At 36.7% G+C, this 18,194-nt stretch carries 22 protein-coding genes and 1 riboswitch; of the genes, 14 read left to right on the top strand and 8 right to left on the bottom strand.

Features of this window, described 5'->3' with window-relative positions:
- Nucleotides 1-69 precede the first annotated feature (69 nt).
- Both C1726_RS02500 and C1726_RS02495 read left to right on the top strand, forming a co-directional pair.
- Nucleotides 70-186, top strand: coding sequence for a YjcZ family sporulation protein (locus tag C1726_RS02500; protein ID WP_102271711.1), 117 nt, complete (start codon nucleotides 70-72; stop codon nucleotides 184-186).
- Nucleotides 187-229: 43 nt separating this feature from the next.
- On the top strand, nucleotides 230-361 hold the full coding sequence (locus C1726_RS02495; protein WP_102271710.1) for a YjcZ family sporulation protein: 132 nt from the start codon (nucleotides 230-232) through the stop codon (nucleotides 359-361).
- A 54-nt stretch (nucleotides 362-415) separates the two neighbouring features.
- Here C1726_RS02495 and C1726_RS02490 read toward each other — a convergent pair whose 3' ends face one another.
- Genes C1726_RS02490 through C1726_RS02470 form a run of 5 tightly spaced genes read right to left on the bottom strand, consistent with a single transcriptional unit; the run spans nucleotide 416 to nucleotide 3,985 of the window.
- Nucleotides 416-1,189 (bottom strand): TatD family hydrolase, encoded by a 774-nt coding sequence (locus tag C1726_RS02490; protein ID WP_102271709.1) that lies wholly within the window; start codon nucleotides 1,187-1,189, stop codon nucleotides 416-418.
- Nucleotides 1,173-1,928, bottom strand: a complete 756-nt coding sequence (locus C1726_RS02485) for an ABC transporter ATP-binding protein (protein ID WP_102271708.1) — start codon at nucleotides 1,926-1,928, stop codon at nucleotides 1,173-1,175. Before C1726_RS02485 ends, C1726_RS02490 begins: the two co-directional genes overlap by 17 nt.
- On the bottom strand, nucleotides 1,925-2,692 hold the full coding sequence (locus C1726_RS02480) for an ABC transporter permease (protein ID WP_102271707.1): 768 nt from the start codon (nucleotides 2,690-2,692) through the stop codon (nucleotides 1,925-1,927). The genes C1726_RS02485 and C1726_RS02480 overlap by 4 nt, the downstream gene beginning before the upstream one ends.
- The gene (locus tag C1726_RS02475; protein ID WP_102271706.1) at nucleotides 2,689-2,982 is read right to left on the bottom strand and encodes a thiamine-binding protein; all 294 of its coding nucleotides are present in this window, start codon (nucleotides 2,980-2,982) and stop codon (nucleotides 2,689-2,691) included. The genes C1726_RS02480 and C1726_RS02475 overlap by 4 nt, the downstream gene beginning before the upstream one ends.
- A 13-nt stretch (nucleotides 2,983-2,995) precedes the next feature.
- A complete protein-coding gene (locus C1726_RS02470) occupies nucleotides 2,996-3,985 on the bottom strand; it encodes an ABC transporter substrate-binding protein (protein ID WP_102271705.1) in 990 nt (329 codons plus the stop codon).
- A 109-nt stretch (nucleotides 3,986-4,094) separates the two neighbouring features.
- Nucleotides 4,095-4,203, bottom strand: a riboswitch (TPP riboswitch).
- A gap of 209 nt (nucleotides 4,204-4,412) precedes the next feature.
- Here C1726_RS02470 and C1726_RS02465 point away from each other — a divergent pair.
- Complete coding sequence (locus tag C1726_RS02465; protein ID WP_102271704.1) at nucleotides 4,413-5,012, top strand: cell wall hydrolase; 600 nt, start codon at nucleotides 4,413-4,415, stop codon at nucleotides 5,010-5,012.
- Between the two features lie 212 nt (nucleotides 5,013-5,224).
- Here the strand turns inward: C1726_RS02465 and C1726_RS02460 are convergent, their stop codons facing one another.
- On the bottom strand, nucleotides 5,225-5,647 hold the full coding sequence (locus C1726_RS02460; protein WP_102271703.1) for a YkvA family protein: 423 nt from the start codon (nucleotides 5,645-5,647) through the stop codon (nucleotides 5,225-5,227).
- 23 nt (nucleotides 5,648-5,670) lie between these two features.
- A complete protein-coding gene (locus C1726_RS02455) occupies nucleotides 5,671-6,540 on the bottom strand; it encodes a metal-dependent hydrolase (protein ID WP_102271702.1) in 870 nt (289 codons plus the stop codon).
- A 161-nt stretch (nucleotides 6,541-6,701) separates the two neighbouring features.
- On the opposite strand from C1726_RS02455, the gene C1726_RS02450 reads away from it, so the two are divergent.
- The 6 genes from C1726_RS02450 (at nucleotide 6,702) to C1726_RS02425 (ending at nucleotide 13,780) form a co-directional block, all read left to right on the top strand.
- A complete protein-coding gene (locus C1726_RS02450) occupies nucleotides 6,702-8,282 on the top strand; it encodes a peptide chain release factor 3 (protein WP_102271701.1) in 1,581 nt (526 codons plus the stop codon).
- Nucleotides 8,283-8,457: 175 nt separating this feature from the next.
- Nucleotides 8,458-9,852, top strand: a complete 1,395-nt coding sequence (nhaC, locus tag C1726_RS02445; protein ID WP_102271700.1) for a Na+/H+ antiporter NhaC — start codon at nucleotides 8,458-8,460, stop codon at nucleotides 9,850-9,852.
- A 181-nt stretch (nucleotides 9,853-10,033) separates the two neighbouring features.
- A complete protein-coding gene (locus C1726_RS02440) occupies nucleotides 10,034-10,510 on the top strand; it encodes a hypothetical protein (protein ID WP_102271699.1) in 477 nt (158 codons plus the stop codon).
- Nucleotides 10,511-10,668: 158 nt separating this feature from the next.
- Nucleotides 10,669-11,790, top strand: coding sequence for a DUF5667 domain-containing protein (locus tag C1726_RS02435; RefSeq protein ID WP_102271698.1), 1,122 nt, complete (start codon nucleotides 10,669-10,671; stop codon nucleotides 11,788-11,790).
- A 131-nt stretch (nucleotides 11,791-11,921) separates the two neighbouring features.
- The gene (sigI, locus tag C1726_RS02430) at nucleotides 11,922-12,674 is read left to right on the top strand and encodes an RNA polymerase sigma factor SigI (protein ID WP_102271697.1); all 753 of its coding nucleotides are present in this window, start codon (nucleotides 11,922-11,924) and stop codon (nucleotides 12,672-12,674) included.
- Nucleotides 12,671-13,780, top strand: a complete 1,110-nt coding sequence (locus C1726_RS02425; protein WP_102271696.1) for an anti-sigma factor domain-containing protein — start codon at nucleotides 12,671-12,673, stop codon at nucleotides 13,778-13,780. The genes sigI and C1726_RS02425 overlap by 4 nt, the downstream gene beginning before the upstream one ends.
- A 36-nt stretch (nucleotides 13,781-13,816) precedes the next feature.
- Here C1726_RS02425 and C1726_RS02420 read toward each other — a convergent pair whose 3' ends face one another.
- On the bottom strand, nucleotides 13,817-14,023 hold the full coding sequence (locus C1726_RS02420; protein ID WP_102271695.1) for an alpha/beta-type small acid-soluble spore protein: 207 nt from the start codon (nucleotides 14,021-14,023) through the stop codon (nucleotides 13,817-13,819).
- Nucleotides 14,024-14,291: 268 nt separating this feature from the next.
- Here C1726_RS02420 and C1726_RS02415 point away from each other — a divergent pair, with 268 nt between their 5' ends.
- The 5 genes from C1726_RS02415 to C1726_RS02395 all read left to right on the top strand — a co-directional run bounded on the left by C1726_RS02415 (nucleotide 14,292) and on the right by C1726_RS02395 (nucleotide 18,091).
- The gene (locus C1726_RS02415; RefSeq protein WP_095396760.1) at nucleotides 14,292-14,441 is read left to right on the top strand and encodes a cytochrome c oxidase subunit 2A; all 150 of its coding nucleotides are present in this window, start codon (nucleotides 14,292-14,294) and stop codon (nucleotides 14,439-14,441) included.
- 12 nt (nucleotides 14,442-14,453) lie between these two features.
- Nucleotides 14,454-14,915 carry a cytochrome c oxidase subunit II gene (locus tag C1726_RS02410; RefSeq protein ID WP_102271694.1) on the top strand — a complete coding sequence of 154 codons (462 nt, stop codon included), beginning with the start codon at nucleotides 14,454-14,456 and terminating at the stop codon, nucleotides 14,913-14,915.
- 15 nt (nucleotides 14,916-14,930) lie between these two features.
- A complete protein-coding gene (locus tag C1726_RS02405; protein WP_102271693.1) occupies nucleotides 14,931-16,628 on the top strand; it encodes a cbb3-type cytochrome c oxidase subunit I in 1,698 nt (565 codons plus the stop codon).
- A gap of 270 nt (nucleotides 16,629-16,898) precedes the next feature.
- Nucleotides 16,899-17,531, top strand: coding sequence for an SCO family protein (locus C1726_RS02400; RefSeq protein ID WP_102271692.1), 633 nt, complete (start codon nucleotides 16,899-16,901; stop codon nucleotides 17,529-17,531).
- Nucleotides 17,532-17,533: 2 nt separating this feature from the next.
- Nucleotides 17,534-18,091, top strand: coding sequence for a hypothetical protein (locus C1726_RS02395; protein WP_102271691.1), 558 nt, complete (start codon nucleotides 17,534-17,536; stop codon nucleotides 18,089-18,091).
- Nucleotides 18,092-18,194 lie beyond the last annotated feature (103 nt).

Below are 18,194 nucleotides of genomic sequence, written 5' to 3'. Positions count from 1 at the left end.
ATTCGTCTATCGCACAATCTAGGGTAAATGAATAGGATATATGGAAACAAACAAAGGAGGTATTTGAACATGGGAAATGATTGTGGAGGCGCAGGTTACGGTGGAGGCTTCGCTCTACTTGTAGTATTGTTTATCCTATTAATTATCATTGGTGCTTCATGGGGTTACGGTGGTTACGGATATTAATAATAGGAGATATGAATTATAGGCAGCAAGGAGGAGATAGTGTATGTATGGATACGGCGGCTATGGTTATGGCGGCTGTGGATATGGCGGAGGAGCTGGATACGGCGGCGGTTTTGCCTTGATCGTTGTTCTTTTCATCCTTCTAATTATTGTAGGCGCAGCTTGTTTTAGATAATTCGTTTTTAGAAAAAGCAGGAGACTTCCTGCTTTTTCGTTGTTTAGACGGCTTTTATAGTGAATAGAAGCTTTTTGTATTATCAAGTAATTGAAGATAGACATCTTGTATAGGCATCTTTTTTATTTTCGAAATAAATCCAACTGATTCATTCATCATTTTCGGATGGGTAGATTTGCCCTGAAATGGTCCTTCAAATGGCCAAGGTCCATCTGTTTCGATCATGACTTGATCAATGGGGAACACTTTTGCAATTTGTTGAATTTCTTCTTCATAAACAATATCAGGTGTGAAGGAAATAAAGTAGCCATTATTTTTGAGACGCTGTATGGTTTTGCTGTCCCCTTTAAACCAATGAAAGTGAGCTTTATCAATAGAGTGCTTTTCTAAAAGATCACAAACGACTGGGGCATCATCATAAACTGCATGAAGCACGATTGGCATCTCCCACTTTTTAGCGAGGATGATAAATGCTTCTAATAGCTCGATATATCCGTGTAGTTGAAATGATGGGTCGGCTGTCTCCATTCGTAAATAATACGGAAGTCCTACTTCACCAATGGCAACCATTTTTTCTTTATTTGATTCTATCCAAGTCATTAGATTTGCCAGCTCTTTTTCATTCGGTAATGATTGTTCAGGATGATACCCGAAAGCTGGCTTCACGATTGAATATTTTTCAGACAATAAAAGATTTCTCTTTGCTGATTCTAAGTCATATGAAACAGAAATATAGGATTGAATGGTTGGGGAACTCGAGATAATTTCTTCAATTTCCTCATCCGTATAATGATCGAGATGAATATGGGAATCAATCATTGATTTCATCTCCATCCCTCCTTTTTAAGGCAAAGTGAATTTTTCTCTTGCTTTGCAAAAATCGTTCTTCAAGTAAAAGCTCTTCATTTCTTGGGCGGCTAAAAGGAACCTTAAGCTCAGAAATAACATGTGATGGCCGGTGAGAAAGAATAAAAATACGATCCGAAAGGAAAAGTGCTTCCTCAATATTATGGGTAACAAAGAGGATGGTTGGTCTATGCGAATCCCATATATCGAGAAGCCATTTTTGCATATCGAGCCTTGTCATTTCATCGAGAGCAGAAAAAGGTTCATCCAGCAGAATGATTGGCTGAGGGCTTAAGAGTGCACGTATAAATGCCACTCGCTGTTTCATTCCACCTGATAATTCATGCGGGTAGGAATGTATATATTCTTTCAGTCCTGCCTTTTCAATCATATCAATTGCCTTTTCTCGATTGATATCCCCTTTAAGTTCCTGTCCTAATAACACATTCTGCAGAATCGTGCGCCATGGAAGCAAAGAAGGTGATTGCGGCATATAGCTAATGGAGCCGCGCTTTCCAATAATACTTTCATTTTGTAATCGAATCGTTCCTTCATCTGGAGCTAGCAGCCCTCCGACTAAATTGAAAATTGTACTTTTTCCGCTGCCAGACGGTCCAAGGATAGAGACGAATTCACCTGCTTTTACATCCAAGCTTAATTTTCGAATAACCTCGTTTTCTCCAAACCTTTTCGAGACATTTTCAATTGAAAGTATACTCATTTTCTATCATCCTCCATTCTTTTCCAGCGGACTAGAAATCGTTCTGCCAGCAGAATGAGCATAAATAATAAAAGGCTCAATATCATAATAAATACGATCGCTACAAATACTCGATCTGTACGAAAAGAAGAGGAGGCTAGGGTCATATAAACACCAATCCCTGTTTTGGCACCAAGCCACTCAGAGATGACGGCTCCCATCACACTATATGTAGCTGAAATCTTTAACCCGGAGAATATAGCCGGCAAGGAAAAGGGAAGCTCCAGCTTCCAGAAAAGCTGTCTACGATTAGCGCCAGCCATCATCATGTAATGCTTCAGTTCATTTGGTGTTTGTCTAAACCCATCTAAAGCAGCAACAGTGATGGGAAAGAAACAGACCAGTGTGATGACAATAATCTTCGGCATTAAGCCAAAGCCAAACCAAATAACCAATAGAGGAGCAAGAACAATAATTGGAACATTCTGTGATAAAATCAATAAAGGATAGATTGATTCTTTAACACTTGGAATAAGATGAAGAATAATAGCTGTCAATAATCCAATACTTGAGCCAATGATAAATCCTAGCAATGAAAGTTTAATTGTTGATTGCAGATGTTCATGAAAATTTCCCCAGCCTTCTATTGCTTCTTTAAGAATATCTGTTGGTGGCGGGAGAAGCCACGCAGGTATATCAGCTAGTTTAACGGACATTTCCCAGATAATGAATAAAAGGAGGAGAACAAGAGCTGGTCTCCATCCTTTTAATAAATTGTTCTTCATGAACGGTATTTCTCCGTTAAATCATTCATTTCAATTCCTGAAGGCTGATATAAAATTTTTACTTGCGAAATAACATTTCTGCTCCCTTTTTCAATCATTTTCTCATTCATTTCAGCTATGATTTTTAATAAATGCTCTAATTCGCCTTCCATAGTTGTTTCCAGCGGGTGAACTTCATACTTTACTCCTGATTCATCAATGACACGAATTGCTTCATCAACGTAAGGAATAACATCTTCCCCGTTTTTAGTTTTTGGTATGATTTGTATACTTACTAATGCATTAGCCATTCTCTAACTCTCCTCACTCAGGTAAAAATTCATTTGTAAATGCTTTTTCAGCTTCTAATTTCTTATCAAGCAATCCGTTTTCAAACATCCAATCTGCATAGTTTTTCCAAACGTCCAGCTTTTGTTCACCCCATCTTGATGCATCGTCTTGATAACGGGGAGCTAGCCATTCCTGGCTTTTTTCCACAAGCTTTTCATCCAGATCTGGGGCAGCTTTTAATAGAATGTCAGCAGCTTCTTTAGGATTTTCGATGGTATACTTATATCCTTTAGATGCGGCTTTAACGAAAGCTTTTACTGTTTCAGGATTGCTTTCAATCATTTTTTCATTTGTTGCAAGCACAGGGGTATAATAATCAAGCTTTTCGCTATAATCGGTTAAATACACCATATTAATTTTTTCCCCGCGCAGCTCTGCTTCCACGCCCGTCCACCCATAATAAATCCAGGCAAAATCAATATCGCGTTTGACAGCCGTAAAGAAATCGGCATCCCCCATATTAACAATTGAAACATCTTCAACATTTGCTTTTTCGATTTTCATTAATGAATCGAGAACAGATTTCTCAACAGGTGAGCCCCATCCTCCGTATGTTTTCCCTGCAAAATCTTTCGGTGATTTGATATTTTTTTCGGCAGGGGAAGCAAATCCAGAAGTATTATGCTGAATCACTGCTGCAACGGAAACAAGAGGAACTCCTTGTACACGTGCTTGAGTAATGCTTTCCTGATAACTAACCCCAAAATCTGCTTTTCCAGATGCTGTTAGCTGATCTGCGCCAGCTTCACCAGGCATAATGATTTCCACATCAAGACCTTCTTCTTCAAAATAGCCTTTATCCTTGGCGACATATAAGCCAGTATGGTTCGTATTTGGTGTCCAATCAAGAACAACCGTAACCTTTTTCAAGTCTTTTTCATTCTTTTCCTTTGTTTGTTCCTCACCGCCGCTGCAGCCAGCAAGCAAGAGTGCGGAGCAAATAATTGCGATCCATTTCTTCATCCTTTTAACCTCCAGGTAATTTATTCTTATGCTCTCCAGAATGTATGGATTTTTTGCAAAATAAAAACGCCCTTGGCATGAACCAGGGCGCATATAAACTAAACACATCTATGTATTAGAATATGTTCCCTCCGCTGGTATCAACCAGATCAGGTTCAAAGGGTTATCATCTCACTGATGAAATCTCAACCGAATACACGGTTCCCCTACAATTCTGCCTATTCAATTTGTCAAAAGCATTTTATTTCCTATCCCATTATAACAGAAATGGTCGAATTGACTAGAAAAATGTATTAATAATAAAAATCTGAATAGGTGTTCCATTATTTAACTGTATTTCTATGGAAGAAATTGAGGTGTGGAGGTGTTTAGTTTTCTATGTTACGGTTATATACGTTGCTCATGCAAGTATAAAGGAGGAGATTAAATGAAGAAACTTGCAGCAGTATTTGCAGGGTTCATGATACTCTCATTCCCGTTTTTCCAAACAGATAAAAATTACACGTATGCTGAAACTTTAGATCATGTTGATATTTATACGGTTCAAAAAGGTGATTCCCTTATTGAGATTGGAATGAAACATGGAGTATCTGAGAAAGATTTAATAAAAATTAATCATAAAAAGTCAGAAAAAATCCGACCTGGCGAAAAGCTAATTTTACCTAAATCCATTACAAAAGAAGAAAAGGATCTTCTTGCAAGACTTGTCCATGCTGAAGCAAAAGGGGAGCCTTATGCTGGAAAGGTTGCTGTTGCTCTAGTCGTTTTAAACCGGGTGGAAGATAATCGCTTTCCTGATAAAATTAAAGATGTCATTTATGAGGATAGACAGTTTCAACCAGTAGATAATGGGGCAATTAACGAGCCTGCCGATAAAAAGTCTAAAAAAGCAGTTATGGAGGCACTTGCTCTTGAAGGAAAAGGAAATGATTCCGTTTATTTCTTTAATCCTGACGAAACTAGCAGTAAATGGTTGAGATCACAAACAGTGACAGAAGTAATTGGAAATCATCGCTTCGCTAAGTAAGAACATCTCCTGTGTATTCTTGGAGATGTTCTTTTTTGTAATATGGAAGTAACCTCAAGTTTTTAGAATGTGAGAGATTCATTCACAGTTCACAAGAGGGAATGACATGTGCCCGCCAAAGCAGAAAAAATGTTATACCGGTAACAAGAGGAAGTAACGTAACAAGAGAAAACACCAAGTAACTGACATAGGCACAAAAGGAAAAATCACAGTTAAATTCGCTTACTTTCTTCTGCATTAATGGGCTGATTTCGTTTCCAGATTTTATATTTCTCCAATTCATCAGTAAGTTGTTTGATGGCAAATGCAATGACTGCCGCATCATCGACAATGCCAAGACCAATCAAGAAATCCGGTATGATATCAATCGGAGAGACAAAGTAAAGAATAGAAGCAATAATGAACAAAATGGATTTTTTGGATATTGCTCGATATTCACCGCTTGACCAAGACCTAACGAGTTCAATAAGAAGCTGGAATTTTTCCCATACCCCGGTAAAAGAAGCTTTATTCCCTTTCGCTTTCTTTTCAGTTTTTTTAAGTAATTGATCTGTTTCTTGAGGATTATCTACATATTTTTGAGCTTTTGAAAGAAATTTTCTATAGCCTGCTTCATATTTTTTTTCGTCTGGCATATTTTTTTCCTCCAATTAAGTATTTAGTTGTTTTTCTCGATATATTCAAATAAAAAGGATTGTCCATTTCGGTAAAACCGAGGATCGTATAAACCGATGCGATCGTCATCATCTACAAGGACTACAAATGGTGCCCAATCATAGAGGGTTTTTGCTTCTGGGCGTTTATCAAATAGCATGTCCAAATTAGCGTCTTCGGATGAATGCAGTACATACTGCTCCCTTTTCTTTTGAAAAAGACTATCAGAAAAAATTTTCACTTGCTCTTCATTTTTAGTAATTACAGAATAGGTCCAAGGAATAAAACCAGCAGATAATGCTACTTGATCATATTTTTCATCGTATTGGCTGTATATAAAAACTCCTTGTATGGTTTGTACCATAAAGTGAAGGATGATAAACATCCAAGCCATTCTAAAATATAAGGGAGATTTTGACTTTTTCTTTTTTGAAAAGATAAAGGCTAATCCTATAATTATCCATATTACGAAATCGACAATGGGAACTGTCCCAAATGTCATTCTTATGGATGAAAAGGGTTCTAGAAAACCTGTTCCCCACGCGTTAAATAGATCGCTTGTCGTATGAATGATGACTGCAAGCCATCCGATAAAGAACAGTTTAATATCTTTTACTTTAAACAATAGCAGACAGATGAGTGAAAAAAATAGTGCCCATAAAGGGGTGAGGAAAATGGAGTGTGTAATTCCTCTGTGCCACATTTGATACATTCCTTCTGTATCCCAAAAGCGGGAAAGGACATCTATATCCGGGATGAGACTTGCGCCAACCGCGGTTACAAGATAAGCTCGTTTACGATTCTTATCCAGGTTCTTTTTATCGACAGTTCCGTATAAAGTAAGTCCAAACAAAGTATGAGTAATGGAATCCAATGGAGCACCTCCGAATCAATTATTCTTGTCTATACTTAGTATAGTTCATGAACCTTCTTGAAAAAAAGCAATAAGATGTGTAAATGCAGCATTGCAATCTTTTTTTCAGAGCGATAAAATGAAAGGTATGATTAAATTTGAGAATCAGCGAGGAATGAACAATGGCAAAAAAGTTTGAAGAAGAAGTTTTATCACGCCGGACATTTGCAATTATTTCCCACCCGGATGCTGGTAAAACGACATTAACAGAAAAATTGCTTCTTTTTGGAGGCGCTATTCGGGATGCAGGAACGGTAAAGGGAAAGAAGACCGGAAAATATGCAACAAGTGACTGGATGGAAATTGAGAAACAAAGAGGAATCTCAGTAACCTCCAGTGTGATGCAGTTTGATTATAATGGTGCGCGGGTTAATATTCTTGATACACCAGGACACCAAGACTTTAGTGAAGATACTTATCGGACATTAACTGCAGTTGACAGTGCGGTTATGATTATCGATTCTGCTAAAGGGATTGAGGAGCAAACACTTAAGCTCTTTAAAGTATGCCGAATGAGAGGCATCCCTATTTTTACTTTCATAAATAAATTGGATCGACAAGGAAAGACCCCATTAGAACTTCTTGCAGAGCTTGAGGAGGTCATGGGGATTGAATCGTATCCAATGAATTGGCCAATTGGAATGGGCAAGGAATTCCTGGGTATTTATGACCGCTTTAATAATCGAATCGAGCAATTCCGAGTAGAAGAAGATAAGCGCTTTATTTCATTAAATGAAGACGGTGAAATTGAAGGGGAGCATGCTTTGAAAGATTCAGGCCTGTATGAGCAAACTCTTGAGGAAATCATGCTATTGAATGAAGCGGGCAATGAGTTTTCTAAAGAAAGAATTGCTGAAGGGGAATTAACGCCTGTATTCTTTGGAAGTGCATTAACTAACTTTGGTGTGCAGACATTTTTAGAGTCATATTTACAATTTGCACCATCGCCACAGCCACGAAATTCAACAGCTGGAGAAATTAATCCGCTATCAGAAAACTTCTCTGGTTTTATTTTTAAAATTCAAGCGAACATGAATCCTGCCCATAGAGATAGGATTGCATTCCTGAGAATTTGTTCAGGTCAGTTTGAACGAGGCATGACCGTAAATATTCCGAGAACTGGGAAGCAAATTAAGCTTGCTCAATCTACTCAATTTATGGCTGATGATAGAAGTACAGTTGATCTTGCCGTTAGTGGGGATATTATTGGTATATATGATCCTGGCACATACCAAATTGGGGATACATTAACATCAGGAAAGGAAAGTTTCCAATTTGACCGATTGCCGCAATTTACGCCTGAGCTCTTTGTTAGAGTTTCTGCGAAGAATGTTATGAAGCAAAAGCACTTCCATAAAGGTATTCAGCAGCTTGTACAAGAGGGTGCGATTCAGCTTTATAAAACGGTAAAAACTGAGGATCTTTTGCTCGGTGCAGTCGGTCAGCTTCAATTTGAAGTATTTGAGCATCGAATGAAGAATGAATATAACACGGAAGTTTATATGGAAAGAATAGGTTCAAAAATTGTTCGTTGGGTTGAGGGGGATGAAGTAAGTGAAAATCTCTCTAGTTCTCGAAGCCTTCTTGTTCATGATCGTTATGATAAAAAAGTATTTTTATTTGAAAATGATTTTGCACTAAGATGGTTCCAAGATAAAAACCCAGATGTTAACCTATATAATCCAATGGATTCAGAGCATTAATGTGAAAAACGGTTCCTGTTGAGGGACCTTTTTTTTTTACATTGACATACTCCATAAAAAATAATATAGTAATATCATATTATTTCACTTTAACGCCAAAAAGCGTTTAAGTGTAATAGTAAAAGGGTAGATTCGCAGAATATATGCTGCGTATACAACTAGAGGAGGATTTCATATGCAGCATGAAAAGCCAAAATTAACGATTAGGCCATTAGAAGCGCTTATCATTACACTTATTCTTTTAGGCGGAATCAGTTACGCCATTATTTTTACTGGAGTTGTTCCACATGTTCCTATCGTTTTAGCAATAATTTGTTTAATGGCATACGGATTATTAAAACGGGTTCAGATAAAGGATTTAGAAGAAGGCCTTGTAGATGGAGCAAAATCCGGTCTTGGTGCAGTATTTATCTTCTTCTTTATTGGAATGTTAATCAGCAGCTGGATGGCTAGCGGGACGATCCCAACATTTATATATCTTGCCTTAGAGGTTGTTAATGGGAAGTTTTTTTATGCCATTGCTTTTATTGTTTCTTCAATCATTGGTTTAAGTGTAGGCAGTTCACTTACAACGGCTGCTACCATTGGTGTTGCTTTTATGAGTGTAAGCTCAGCACTTGGGCTATCGGAAGCGATTACGGCTGGAGCAATCATTTCCGGTGCTTTTTTTGGTGATAAAATGTCTCCGTTATCAGATACAACGAGCCTTGCCTCGATGATTGTTAAGGTGGATATTTTTGAACATATAAAAAATATGGCTTGGACTACAGGCCCAGCTTTTGTAATAACACTCATCCTATTTGCCTTTTTATCGCCAAATGAAGCATCAACAAGCTTTGAAATGATACAAACACTGAAAGCAAAGCTAATTGAGCTTGAATATGTACATTGGTATTCTATCATTCCTTTTATTCTATTAACGTTTCTTGCGATAAAAAGGATCTCTGCGATTATCACTCTTTCATCAAGCATTATAGCTGCATTGGTGATTAGCTTCTTCGTACAAAATGATTTAAGTGTTGAAAAGATGATGAACTTATTATTTTTCGGTTTTAAATCAGATACTGGAGTAGAAGAAATCGATTCCCTATTAACTAGGGGAGGGATGGAAAGTATGATGTTCTCTATTTCCTTAGTCTTATTAGCACTTTCAATGGGTGGGCTTCTTTTTAAACTAGGGATATTACCTGCCCTTTTAGAGGGAATAAAGGGATTCTTGAGTAAGCGCTCCTCATTAATATCTGCTACTGCTGGAACAGCAATTGGGATCAATTTTCTCCTTGGAGAGCAATACCTCTCCATATTGTTAACAGGTAATGCATTTCAGGAATCATATGATAAAGCAGGTCTTGAACGGAAAAATTTATCGAGGGTGCTTGAGGATGCGGGAACGGTCATTAATCCATTAGTTCCTTGGAGTGTTTGCGGTGTTTTTCTTACAGGGGTTTTAGGTGTTGAAACTATCGACTATTTGCCTTTCACCTTCTTTTGTTTACTATCGCCAATATTAACTGTTGGATTCGGGTTAACCGGCTTCACAATTACAAAAAGTGCAAAGGCAGCAGCATAAATAGCTGCCTTTGCACTTTTTTATTAAATTCAAATGAATAAAATAAAAATTTGCCGTTAATCAGTGGATTAGCGTTTTTTTTACGCTATTAAAGTAATAATAAGATATATAACAAAATGGGAAATTAGAATCAGTCTGACAAAAGAGAGTGACCCAATAATGGAGCGGTTGGTGATTTAGGGTGAAAACACTAGGTAAACTTGAGGCTGTTTTATGGAGTATTGCGCTTCCTGGATTCAGTCAGCTACTTTCTGGTCAAATAATAAAAGGTACGCTTTTTGTATTACTTGAATTCGTTATTAATATGTACAGTAATTTTAATTCTGCAATCATGTTCAGCTTCCGGGGAGAAATTGATTACGCCATCCAAGTAATAAATTATCAATGGCTAATGTTTTATCCTTGTCTATACTTTTTTGCGATGTGGGATGCTTACCGAAGTACGATGCCTGAGAATGAAGAATTATCTTTTCTGCCATTTGTTTTTAGCGCCTATTTTGTTACAGTAGGCCTAATGTACTCTACCCGGTTAAAGTTATTTGGCATCTTATTTGGACCAGTATTTTTACCTATGCTATCATTAATTCCGGGTTTAATGATTGGTTTCATAATTAGGTGGGTCATTTTATCAATAAAAAAATACCGTCTTCAGAAATAAGAACCATCTCGCTTATTTAAAGCTTTAACAATAAAACATGTTAAAGCTTTTTTAGCTATAATAAATTTTATTTAACAACCCCCAAAAACACCTCATAACCTATCGTACAGTTGTAATGAACAAGGCGGCCGCTAAAAACATTTTATGAGGTGAAAGAGTTGAAGTTTTTTTCAAACAAAGAATTGCAGAAATTAGGAAGATCATCTATAGCATTATTGCTTGCTGGGACATTTACATTCTCAACGTCATTGGCATCTGCCGCTGAAAGTACAGAACTAACAGGAGATTACGAAACAGTTGAATTGCCAGATAATCTTAATGTACCTAAAGAAAACGCAGAACAAGCTAACGAGGAGCAAATCGAAGAAGAAACTCCATCTTTATTGCCAGGAAGCTTCTTCTATTTTGCTAAAATTGCGTTAGAAAAAATAAAACTTGCATTCACTTTTAATCAAGAAAAAGAAGCAAAGCTATTGGCTACTTTTGCAGCAGAGCGTTTAGCCGAGGCGGAGGCACTTTTCAATGAGGGCAAGGAAGAGGAAGCTCTTGAGGCGATCAAAAATGCTTTCGAAAGCTTAGAAAATGTAGAATCTATTATTGGTGAAGAAGAGTCCGTCGGTGAAGATGCTGCTGACGCAGAAGAAAAGACAGAAACTGATGACTCAATTGCAGTGGGATCAAAAACAGATGGAGAATCAGAAGATGTAGTTGCTGAAGAAGATGCTGATGTAGATATGTTGTTATCGCAAAATATTATTGCACTAACAGCTGCAATGGAGAAAGTACAAAATCCGAAAGCGAAAGCTGCTTTACAAAAAAATATTGAAAAAAGTTATGCAAAGTTAGCTTTAAAAATAGAAAAAATGAAGGAAATAGATAAAAATAAAGAGGATGAAGCAGTAGAGGAGACTATTTCAACTACATTATTAACAGCAGATAATAGCTTGACTGAAAATACTTCAGAAGAAGAAAATGCTGATGCAAAAGACCCAGTAACTACAGCGGAAAAGGAAGATGAGGCCGTTCCAGTAAAACAAAAAAGGCAAGAAAAAGCTGCACTAAAGCAGGAAAAGAAAGCGGCTCATGAAGAGTCAAAAATTCAAAAAGCATTAATTAAAGAAAAAGAAAAAAATGCAAAAAAAATTAAAAAGCAAGAGATGAAAGAAAATAAAGTAGCTTTAAAGGAAGTAAAGAAATTAGAAAAAGAAAATGACAAAAATAAAGACAAACAGAAGGGAAATGTACAAAAAGAACATAGGGAAAATAAAGGAAAGCATTAATATTTGTTGTCGTTAATAGGTAAGGAAGAGCAGACCAGTTGTGGTCTACTTTTCCTTTTCATTTTAGCATACCCTTATAAACTTCATTAGGACATCGTATGTTATAATGTCTTGAATGAAGAGGTGAGGCTATGCTAAGTATGCTATTCATGGCGAAAAAACGAAAAAGAACGCTTGAGGAAGCGATTCATTTAATACAGCAAGGTGATGCGGGCTTACAGAATGAAATAATAGATTCTTACAAGCCATTTATCGCTAAAACAGTTTCCTCTGTATGTAAGAGATATATTCATGAATCTGATGATGAATTTAGCATTGGTCTCATTGCATTTAATGAAGCGATTCAAAAGTATAGTTCTGAAAAAGGAAGCTCATTAATCAGTTTTGCAGAAGTGCTAATTAAAAGACGAGTGATTGATTATATTCGGCAACAGGCAAAGTATCAAAATTTAAGCGTTGATTTTACCTATGGCTTTATCGATGATGATGAGCAGCAGGCAGGTATGATCGTAGAAAATGAACGGTCGATAGAAGAATTTAGAAAAAAGACCGATGAACAACTAAGAAGAGAAGAGATTATTCAATTTACTGCTTTACTCCGTGAGTTTGAGCTCAGTTTCCAGGAGTTGCTTGAGCAATCTCCAAAACATGCAGATGCAAGGAAGAACGCCATGATTGTGGCAAAGAAGCTTACTGAAGATGAAGAGCTTAAAAGAATATTATTAGACAAGAAAAGACTTCCTATCAAACAGCTTGAAAAGGAGGTATCAATTAGTAGGAAAACGATCGAAAGAAACCGTAAATATATCATAGCGATCGCTCTCATACTAATTGGTGATTATGTTTATTTAAAGGATTATATTAAAGGGGTGTTAGAAACGTGAAAACAGGAATCATAATGGAAATGAACGAGCGTTTTTTAACACTGTTAACCCCTGAAGGTGAATTTCTTCGTGCACATAACTATCATAATCATTATCAGCTTGGGCAAGAGATAGAGTTTTTCCCGGTTGATATGGATGAAACGAAGAAGTCATTTCTTCTCCCCTTTTTACACAGCTTTAAAGGGAAAGCTATTATCTCTATTGCACTGATCCTAACCCTTACCTTTGCTAGTCTTCTCCCATTGATAGAATCGAATGATGTATACGCTTATATGTCCATTGATGTGAATCCGAGTATTGAATTAGGGATTAATGATCAATTTGAAGTGATCGAATTTGTTGCGTATAACAATGAAGGGAAAAATATACTCGAACAAATCAAAGATTGGAAAAAGAAAAATATCCATGTATTAACAGATGAAATACTTCATGAGATGAAAATGCAGGGATACATTAAACCAAATCGGGAAATCGTGATAGCTACTGTTTACAAAGAGAAGCAGCAAGGAAAAAGTAAGCGTTGGGAAGAAGAAATGAGTGAAATTAAAGATGTAGTTAATAGAGAAAATCTTGAGCTGAAGGTTGTCGAAGGTTCAAAAGAGGACAGGAAACAAGCGATAGAAGAGGGATTAACAACAGGTCAATATAAGATAAAACAATTTAATATGAAACCAGCAGCTACTCAACAATCGGAAAAAAGCCCATTGAAGGATGATTCCAAAAAGCTTGAAAAACCGAATGAAAAGAAGGACATAACTCAAAACCAATCAAAAATACAGCCTAAACAACAGGTAGAACAAAAGAGAAACGTGCAATCGCCAAAAAAACAACATGAAAATGACAAATACAGGGGCAATAACAATAGAAAAACTCCAGATTTAAATAGCAGGACACATAATCCTCCAGGTCATGAGAAGAAAATGGAGAAAAGTCAAAATCAGCCTATTAGGGAGAATGAAAAAGGATTCAAAGATAAGCCATATCCCCCAGGCCAGAATAACAAACAGAAAAAAAAACATGATTATAGGGATGATAGAGGCGACCGAAAATACCAAAGTAACTATAAAGATAAGAAACACCATCATAAAAGTAATAAAGATGACTAAAAAAAGTCCGGTGAAAAAACCGGACGTTTTTTTTATTTATATTTGTTGATTATTGTTTCCTGTCATTTGAGCCTGAGCCTGCTTTACCAATCTTTTCGTAATTTCTCCCCCAACGGATCCATTCGCCCTTGATACAGTGTCAGAACCTAAATGAACCCCAAATTCTTGGGCTATTTCATATTTTACTTGATCTAAGTATTGTTCAATTCCAGGAACTAATAGCTTATTACTGCTTCTTGCCATTACTTTCAACCCCTTTACTTTCGGTTACAGAGTACTAAATTTCCCTGTACTTGTATTATGGATAATTATCAATTTATTATTGATGGAAATATTTTCGAAAATGTCAATTCTTTCTCAGTGAAAAGTCAATAGAAATTTTTGTGAAATTATTTTCACGTATATGAACAAAATTTCAAAATCACATTTGCTATGTGATATTATGCACTATTCGTCACATTCCCTTCACCTATAATGAGAACAGATATCACACAAGGAGGGGATTAGTTCTATGGAAACAAAGGTTAATAAAACTAAAACAGAAGTAGTTTCAACCGAAGAGGAAACACATAAAGGCACAATTATTTCTGTTAGTGTGGTAGGATTGGTCATTCTTATAACATATTTAGTTCTATACGGACTATTTATGGCTAGATATTAGGAGGGGAAAAAGATGCATCGTTCCGAGAAAGTTTGGTTAACGTTAAGCTTTGGTATGATCATGGCATTTATGATCTTTGCAGGTTATCAAGCATTTGCTTTAGAAATGGGACCACCAAGTCATGGTGAAAGAATAGATCCGCAAAAGGTAGATCAAACAGCACCTTTTGATCAGCCTGGAATTAAGCAAATTGGAGAAAATGAATACGAAGTAGTGATGACATTGCAAGTATTCAGCTTTACTCCTAGTGATATTGAAATTCCAGCAGGATCAACTGTACATTTTACATTAACTTCTAAAGATGTTGTACATGGTTTTCAAGTGGCTAATACAAACATAAATGCAATGGTTATGCCAGGATATGTACAAAAAATTACTCAAAAGTTTGATAAAGCTGGTGAATATTTAGTGCTTTGTAATGAATATTGTGGTGCAGGTCACCAATTAATGGGCACCACTATTACTGTTAAATAAAGGAGGGAAGCTAGCGTGGAAACAGTCATCTCACAAAAAGGAAATGCAAGTGTATTTAAGGAAAAAGCGAATAAAGTACTTGGAGTTAACCTTCAGGATGCTAAAATATCGAAATCATATTTATCTGTTGCATTTATTGCTCTATTAATCGGCGGAACTTTAGGGTTATTACAAGGGTTAAACCGTGCAGGCTTATTAGAATTACCATCATGGCTTAACTACTATCAAGTGTTAACAGCACACGGATTATTATTAGTCGTTGTGTTTTCAGCTACCTTTACAATTGGTTACTTTTATGCCGGTATGTCCCATACATTAGGGGGACTCCTTCCAAAAGTTAGAACAATGGTTTGGATTGGCTTTTGGCTTAAAATAATCGGTGTCGTTTTAGTAGTGATACCAGTATTAATGAATAAAGCTTCTGTAATGTATACTTTCTATCCGCCAATGGCTGCTGACCCAATGTTCTACTTTGGTCTAGTATTTGTTGTTCTTGGTGTTTGGATGGCTTGCTTTGGCGGATTCATTCAAGTAGCTAATTGGAGAAAAAATCATAAAGGTCAGCATCTACCGATCTTTTCATTCTTTGCAACAGGAGTATTTGTATTATTAGTTGGTGCAACAGCATTCGTTGCAGTAGAAGTTATTTTCATGATTATCCCTTGGTCTCTGGGCTGGGTTGATACGATAAATGTTATGGTTGCCCGTACATTGTTCTGGGCATTTGGTCATACGGCAGTTAATATTTGGTATTTAACAGCAGTTTCTGCCTGGTATGTAATTGTACCAAAAGTTATTGGCGGAAAACGCTGGAGTGACTTGCTTACCCGGGTAGTAGTTATTGCACTAGTTATTATGAATATTACTGGTGGATTCCACCACCAAATTGTAGACCCTGGTATTTCAGAATCAGTTAAATACATGCACGTATTCATGAGTTTAGCTATTGGATTCCCGTCTTTAATGACAGCTTACGCAATGTTTGCTGTATTTGAAAAAACTGCAAGAAAACAAGGCGGAAAAGGTTTAATCGGCTGGTACAAGAAAATGCCATGGAGTGATGTTCGTTTCCTTGCACCATTTATCGCTATGCTTGCTTTTATCCCAGCAGGTGCAGGCGGTATCGCTCAAACTACCAACCAATTAGACCAAGTAGTTCATAACTCAATGTGGATCGTTGGACATTTCCACTTAACATTAGGTATGTCAGTAGCAATGACATTCTTCGGTGTTAGTTATTGGCTCGTTCCTTATTTATCAAAGCGTGTATTGACTAAAGGAATGAACCAATTTGGGGTTGTTACAACAGTAATTTGGACAATAGGTATGATTACTATGTCCGGTGCTATGCATACGGTTGGATTATTTGGTTCACCGCGTAGAACTTCTTATACAACATATTTTGATAATGCAACAGCTTTAAGCTGGGATCCCTATTTAATTTTCCTAGCAATTGGCGGTACATTATTAATGGTAGCCGCAATCATGCAAGTTTATGCAGTGTTTAATCTAATGTTCTTTGCTCCAAAAGGGGAAACAGAATTCCCAATTGCTGAAGTAGAAGAAGGAGAAGCAAAAACTCCATATTGGACTGAACGTTGGGGCGTTTGGATCATTCTTATGATCATCGTTGTTGCAATGGCATATGTCATTCCATTAACAGACTTTATCGTAAATGCACCTCCAGGATCACCACCATTTAAGACATGGTAATTAGAAAAGCGGAAGCGCCTTGCTCAGCCCCGACAAGCATAAGACGCTCAATGAAAGAAGGCGTACTTTGCCTTCATTCATTGAGTGGCATATGACCTCGAGGGGCTAGGCGCTGGAGCTGGACAGAAAGAAAAGCGGAAGCGCCTTGTGCACTGGAGAAAGATATTGATAAAAAAAGAGATAGCTCGATGTTCTGGGCTATCTCTTTATACTCAAAAGGGGAAGTTGTTGTAATACACCATAGTAAATAAGATTTGGGAAGTGATTTCCATGATCAAAAGTCGGAATAATACAATCGCATCTATCCTCGTTATATTATTTGGAATCGTATTATTTTATATAGGAACAGACGGGTTCCAAGCGTTTACTGCAGAGACCGCTAGAGTCAATCAGTTAATTGATGATAAGCCAGAGTTTCCTGATGTAACACTTGAGGATAGCAATGGAAGGAAATATTCAATTTCTGAGTTTAAAGACAAGTATGTATTTATTACGTTTCTATATACATCCTGTGCAACGGTTTGCCCTCAGTTAGAAATGAATATGTCAAAGGTTTATGATTTATTGCCACCTAAGTATCTTGGTGAAGATATCGTATTTTTAAGTATTAGCTTTGACCCTGCAAGAGATGACCCAGAAACGCTAAATAAATATAAAGATGCGTTTAATAGTGATGGGGAAACTTGGAGAATGGCTAGAATCCCTGACCAATCAGAATTAGATTCGCTGCTAAAAAAATTCGGTGTGATTGTTATCCCAGATGGGAATGGAAATTTCTCGCATAATTCGGCCTTTTATTTAGTTGATAAAAAAGGCCGCTTAATAGACGTAATGGATTATCAACAAATTGATGAAGCTGCCAAAAAGGTTACAAATATACTTGTAAATGAAACGGAGGAATAATGATGAATCAGAAGACGATTGGTTTAGGATTATTTATATTCTTAATTATTCCTCCTGTTGCAAATTTAATGGAATCGGTCATGATCATTCATATGCACATGCAGATGCCTATTTTAGTTGTTGCCGGCTTCCTTATGGCTCCATTTTTCCAAACGAGATTTCCTCGTTTATTTGAAAAATGGAATGATAATGGGATGCCGGGAATTCTTTTATTTATTATTATTGTAGGATACTGGATGCTTCCGAGAACAATGGATGAAGCATTAGAGTTATGGACGGTTGAGTTATTTAAATTTATTAGTTTGCCTTTTCTAGCTGGAGTTCCACTGAGAGATAGCTGGAGGAAGCTAAGTCAAGCTGGAAAAAATGCAGTAATCATATTTTTCTCTATTGCTTTTATCGTCATGGGCTGGTTATATATAAATGCAACCATGCAATTATGCAATAATTATTTATTAATTGAGCAAATTACGCTTGGATGGGGATTTCTAACTATGGGGATTGCTTTTGTCCTCTATTTAGGCTATCGCTTTTTCTTTAACCATTCAGCATACGAATAATTATTTTACGATAGTCTTTTAAAGGAAGGCTATCTTTTTATTTTTTAAAGGGAACATAAAAGTTTTTTTTGTTTTTACTTTCAAATCACGCATTTATTCTTTA

The sequence above is a fragment of the Cytobacillus massiliigabonensis genome (genome assembly GCF_900199725.1).
Taxonomy (GTDB): domain Bacteria; phylum Bacillota; class Bacilli; order Bacillales; family Cytobacillaceae; genus Cytobacillus; species Cytobacillus massiliigabonensis.
This window is presented reverse-complemented; position numbering and strand designations above follow the sequence as displayed.

Excerpts from the sequence above, each read along its gene's own strand:
- C1726_RS02500 (WP_102271711.1), top strand. The coding sequence starts at position 70 with ATGGGAAATGATTGTGGAGGCGCAGGTTACGGTGGAGGCTTCGCTCTA.
- C1726_RS02495 (WP_102271710.1), top strand. The coding sequence starts at position 230 with ATGTATGGATACGGCGGCTATGGTTATGGCGGCTGTGGATATGGCGGA.
- C1726_RS02490 (WP_102271709.1), bottom strand. The coding sequence starts at position 1,189 with ATGAAATCAATGATTGATTCCCATATTCATCTCGATCATTATACGGAT.
- C1726_RS02485 (WP_102271708.1), bottom strand. The coding sequence starts at position 1,928 with ATGAGTATACTTTCAATTGAAAATGTCTCGAAAAGGTTTGGAGAAAAC.
- C1726_RS02480 (WP_102271707.1), bottom strand. The coding sequence starts at position 2,692 with ATGAAGAACAATTTATTAAAAGGATGGAGACCAGCTCTTGTTCTCCTC.
- C1726_RS02475 (WP_102271706.1), bottom strand. The coding sequence starts at position 2,982 with ATGGCTAATGCATTAGTAAGTATACAAATCATACCAAAAACTAAAAAC.
- C1726_RS02470 (WP_102271705.1), bottom strand. The coding sequence starts at position 3,985 with ATGAAGAAATGGATCGCAATTATTTGCTCCGCACTCTTGCTTGCTGGC.
- C1726_RS02465 (WP_102271704.1), top strand. The coding sequence starts at position 4,413 with ATGAAGAAACTTGCAGCAGTATTTGCAGGGTTCATGATACTCTCATTC.
- C1726_RS02460 (WP_102271703.1), bottom strand. The coding sequence starts at position 5,647 with ATGCCAGACGAAAAAAAATATGAAGCAGGCTATAGAAAATTTCTTTCA.
- C1726_RS02450 (WP_102271701.1), top strand. The coding sequence starts at position 6,702 with ATGGCAAAAAAGTTTGAAGAAGAAGTTTTATCACGCCGGACATTTGCA.
- nhaC (WP_102271700.1), top strand. The coding sequence starts at position 8,458 with ATGCAGCATGAAAAGCCAAAATTAACGATTAGGCCATTAGAAGCGCTT.
- sigI (WP_102271697.1), top strand. The coding sequence starts at position 11,922 with ATGCTAAGTATGCTATTCATGGCGAAAAAACGAAAAAGAACGCTTGAG.
- C1726_RS02420 (WP_102271695.1), bottom strand. The coding sequence starts at position 14,023 with ATGGCAAGAAGCAGTAATAAGCTATTAGTTCCTGGAATTGAACAATAC.
- C1726_RS02415 (WP_095396760.1), top strand. The coding sequence starts at position 14,292 with ATGGAAACAAAGGTTAATAAAACTAAAACAGAAGTAGTTTCAACCGAA.
- C1726_RS02410 (WP_102271694.1), top strand. The coding sequence starts at position 14,454 with ATGCATCGTTCCGAGAAAGTTTGGTTAACGTTAAGCTTTGGTATGATC.
- C1726_RS02400 (WP_102271692.1), top strand. The coding sequence starts at position 16,899 with ATGATCAAAAGTCGGAATAATACAATCGCATCTATCCTCGTTATATTA.
- C1726_RS02395 (WP_102271691.1), top strand. The coding sequence starts at position 17,534 with ATGAATCAGAAGACGATTGGTTTAGGATTATTTATATTCTTAATTATT.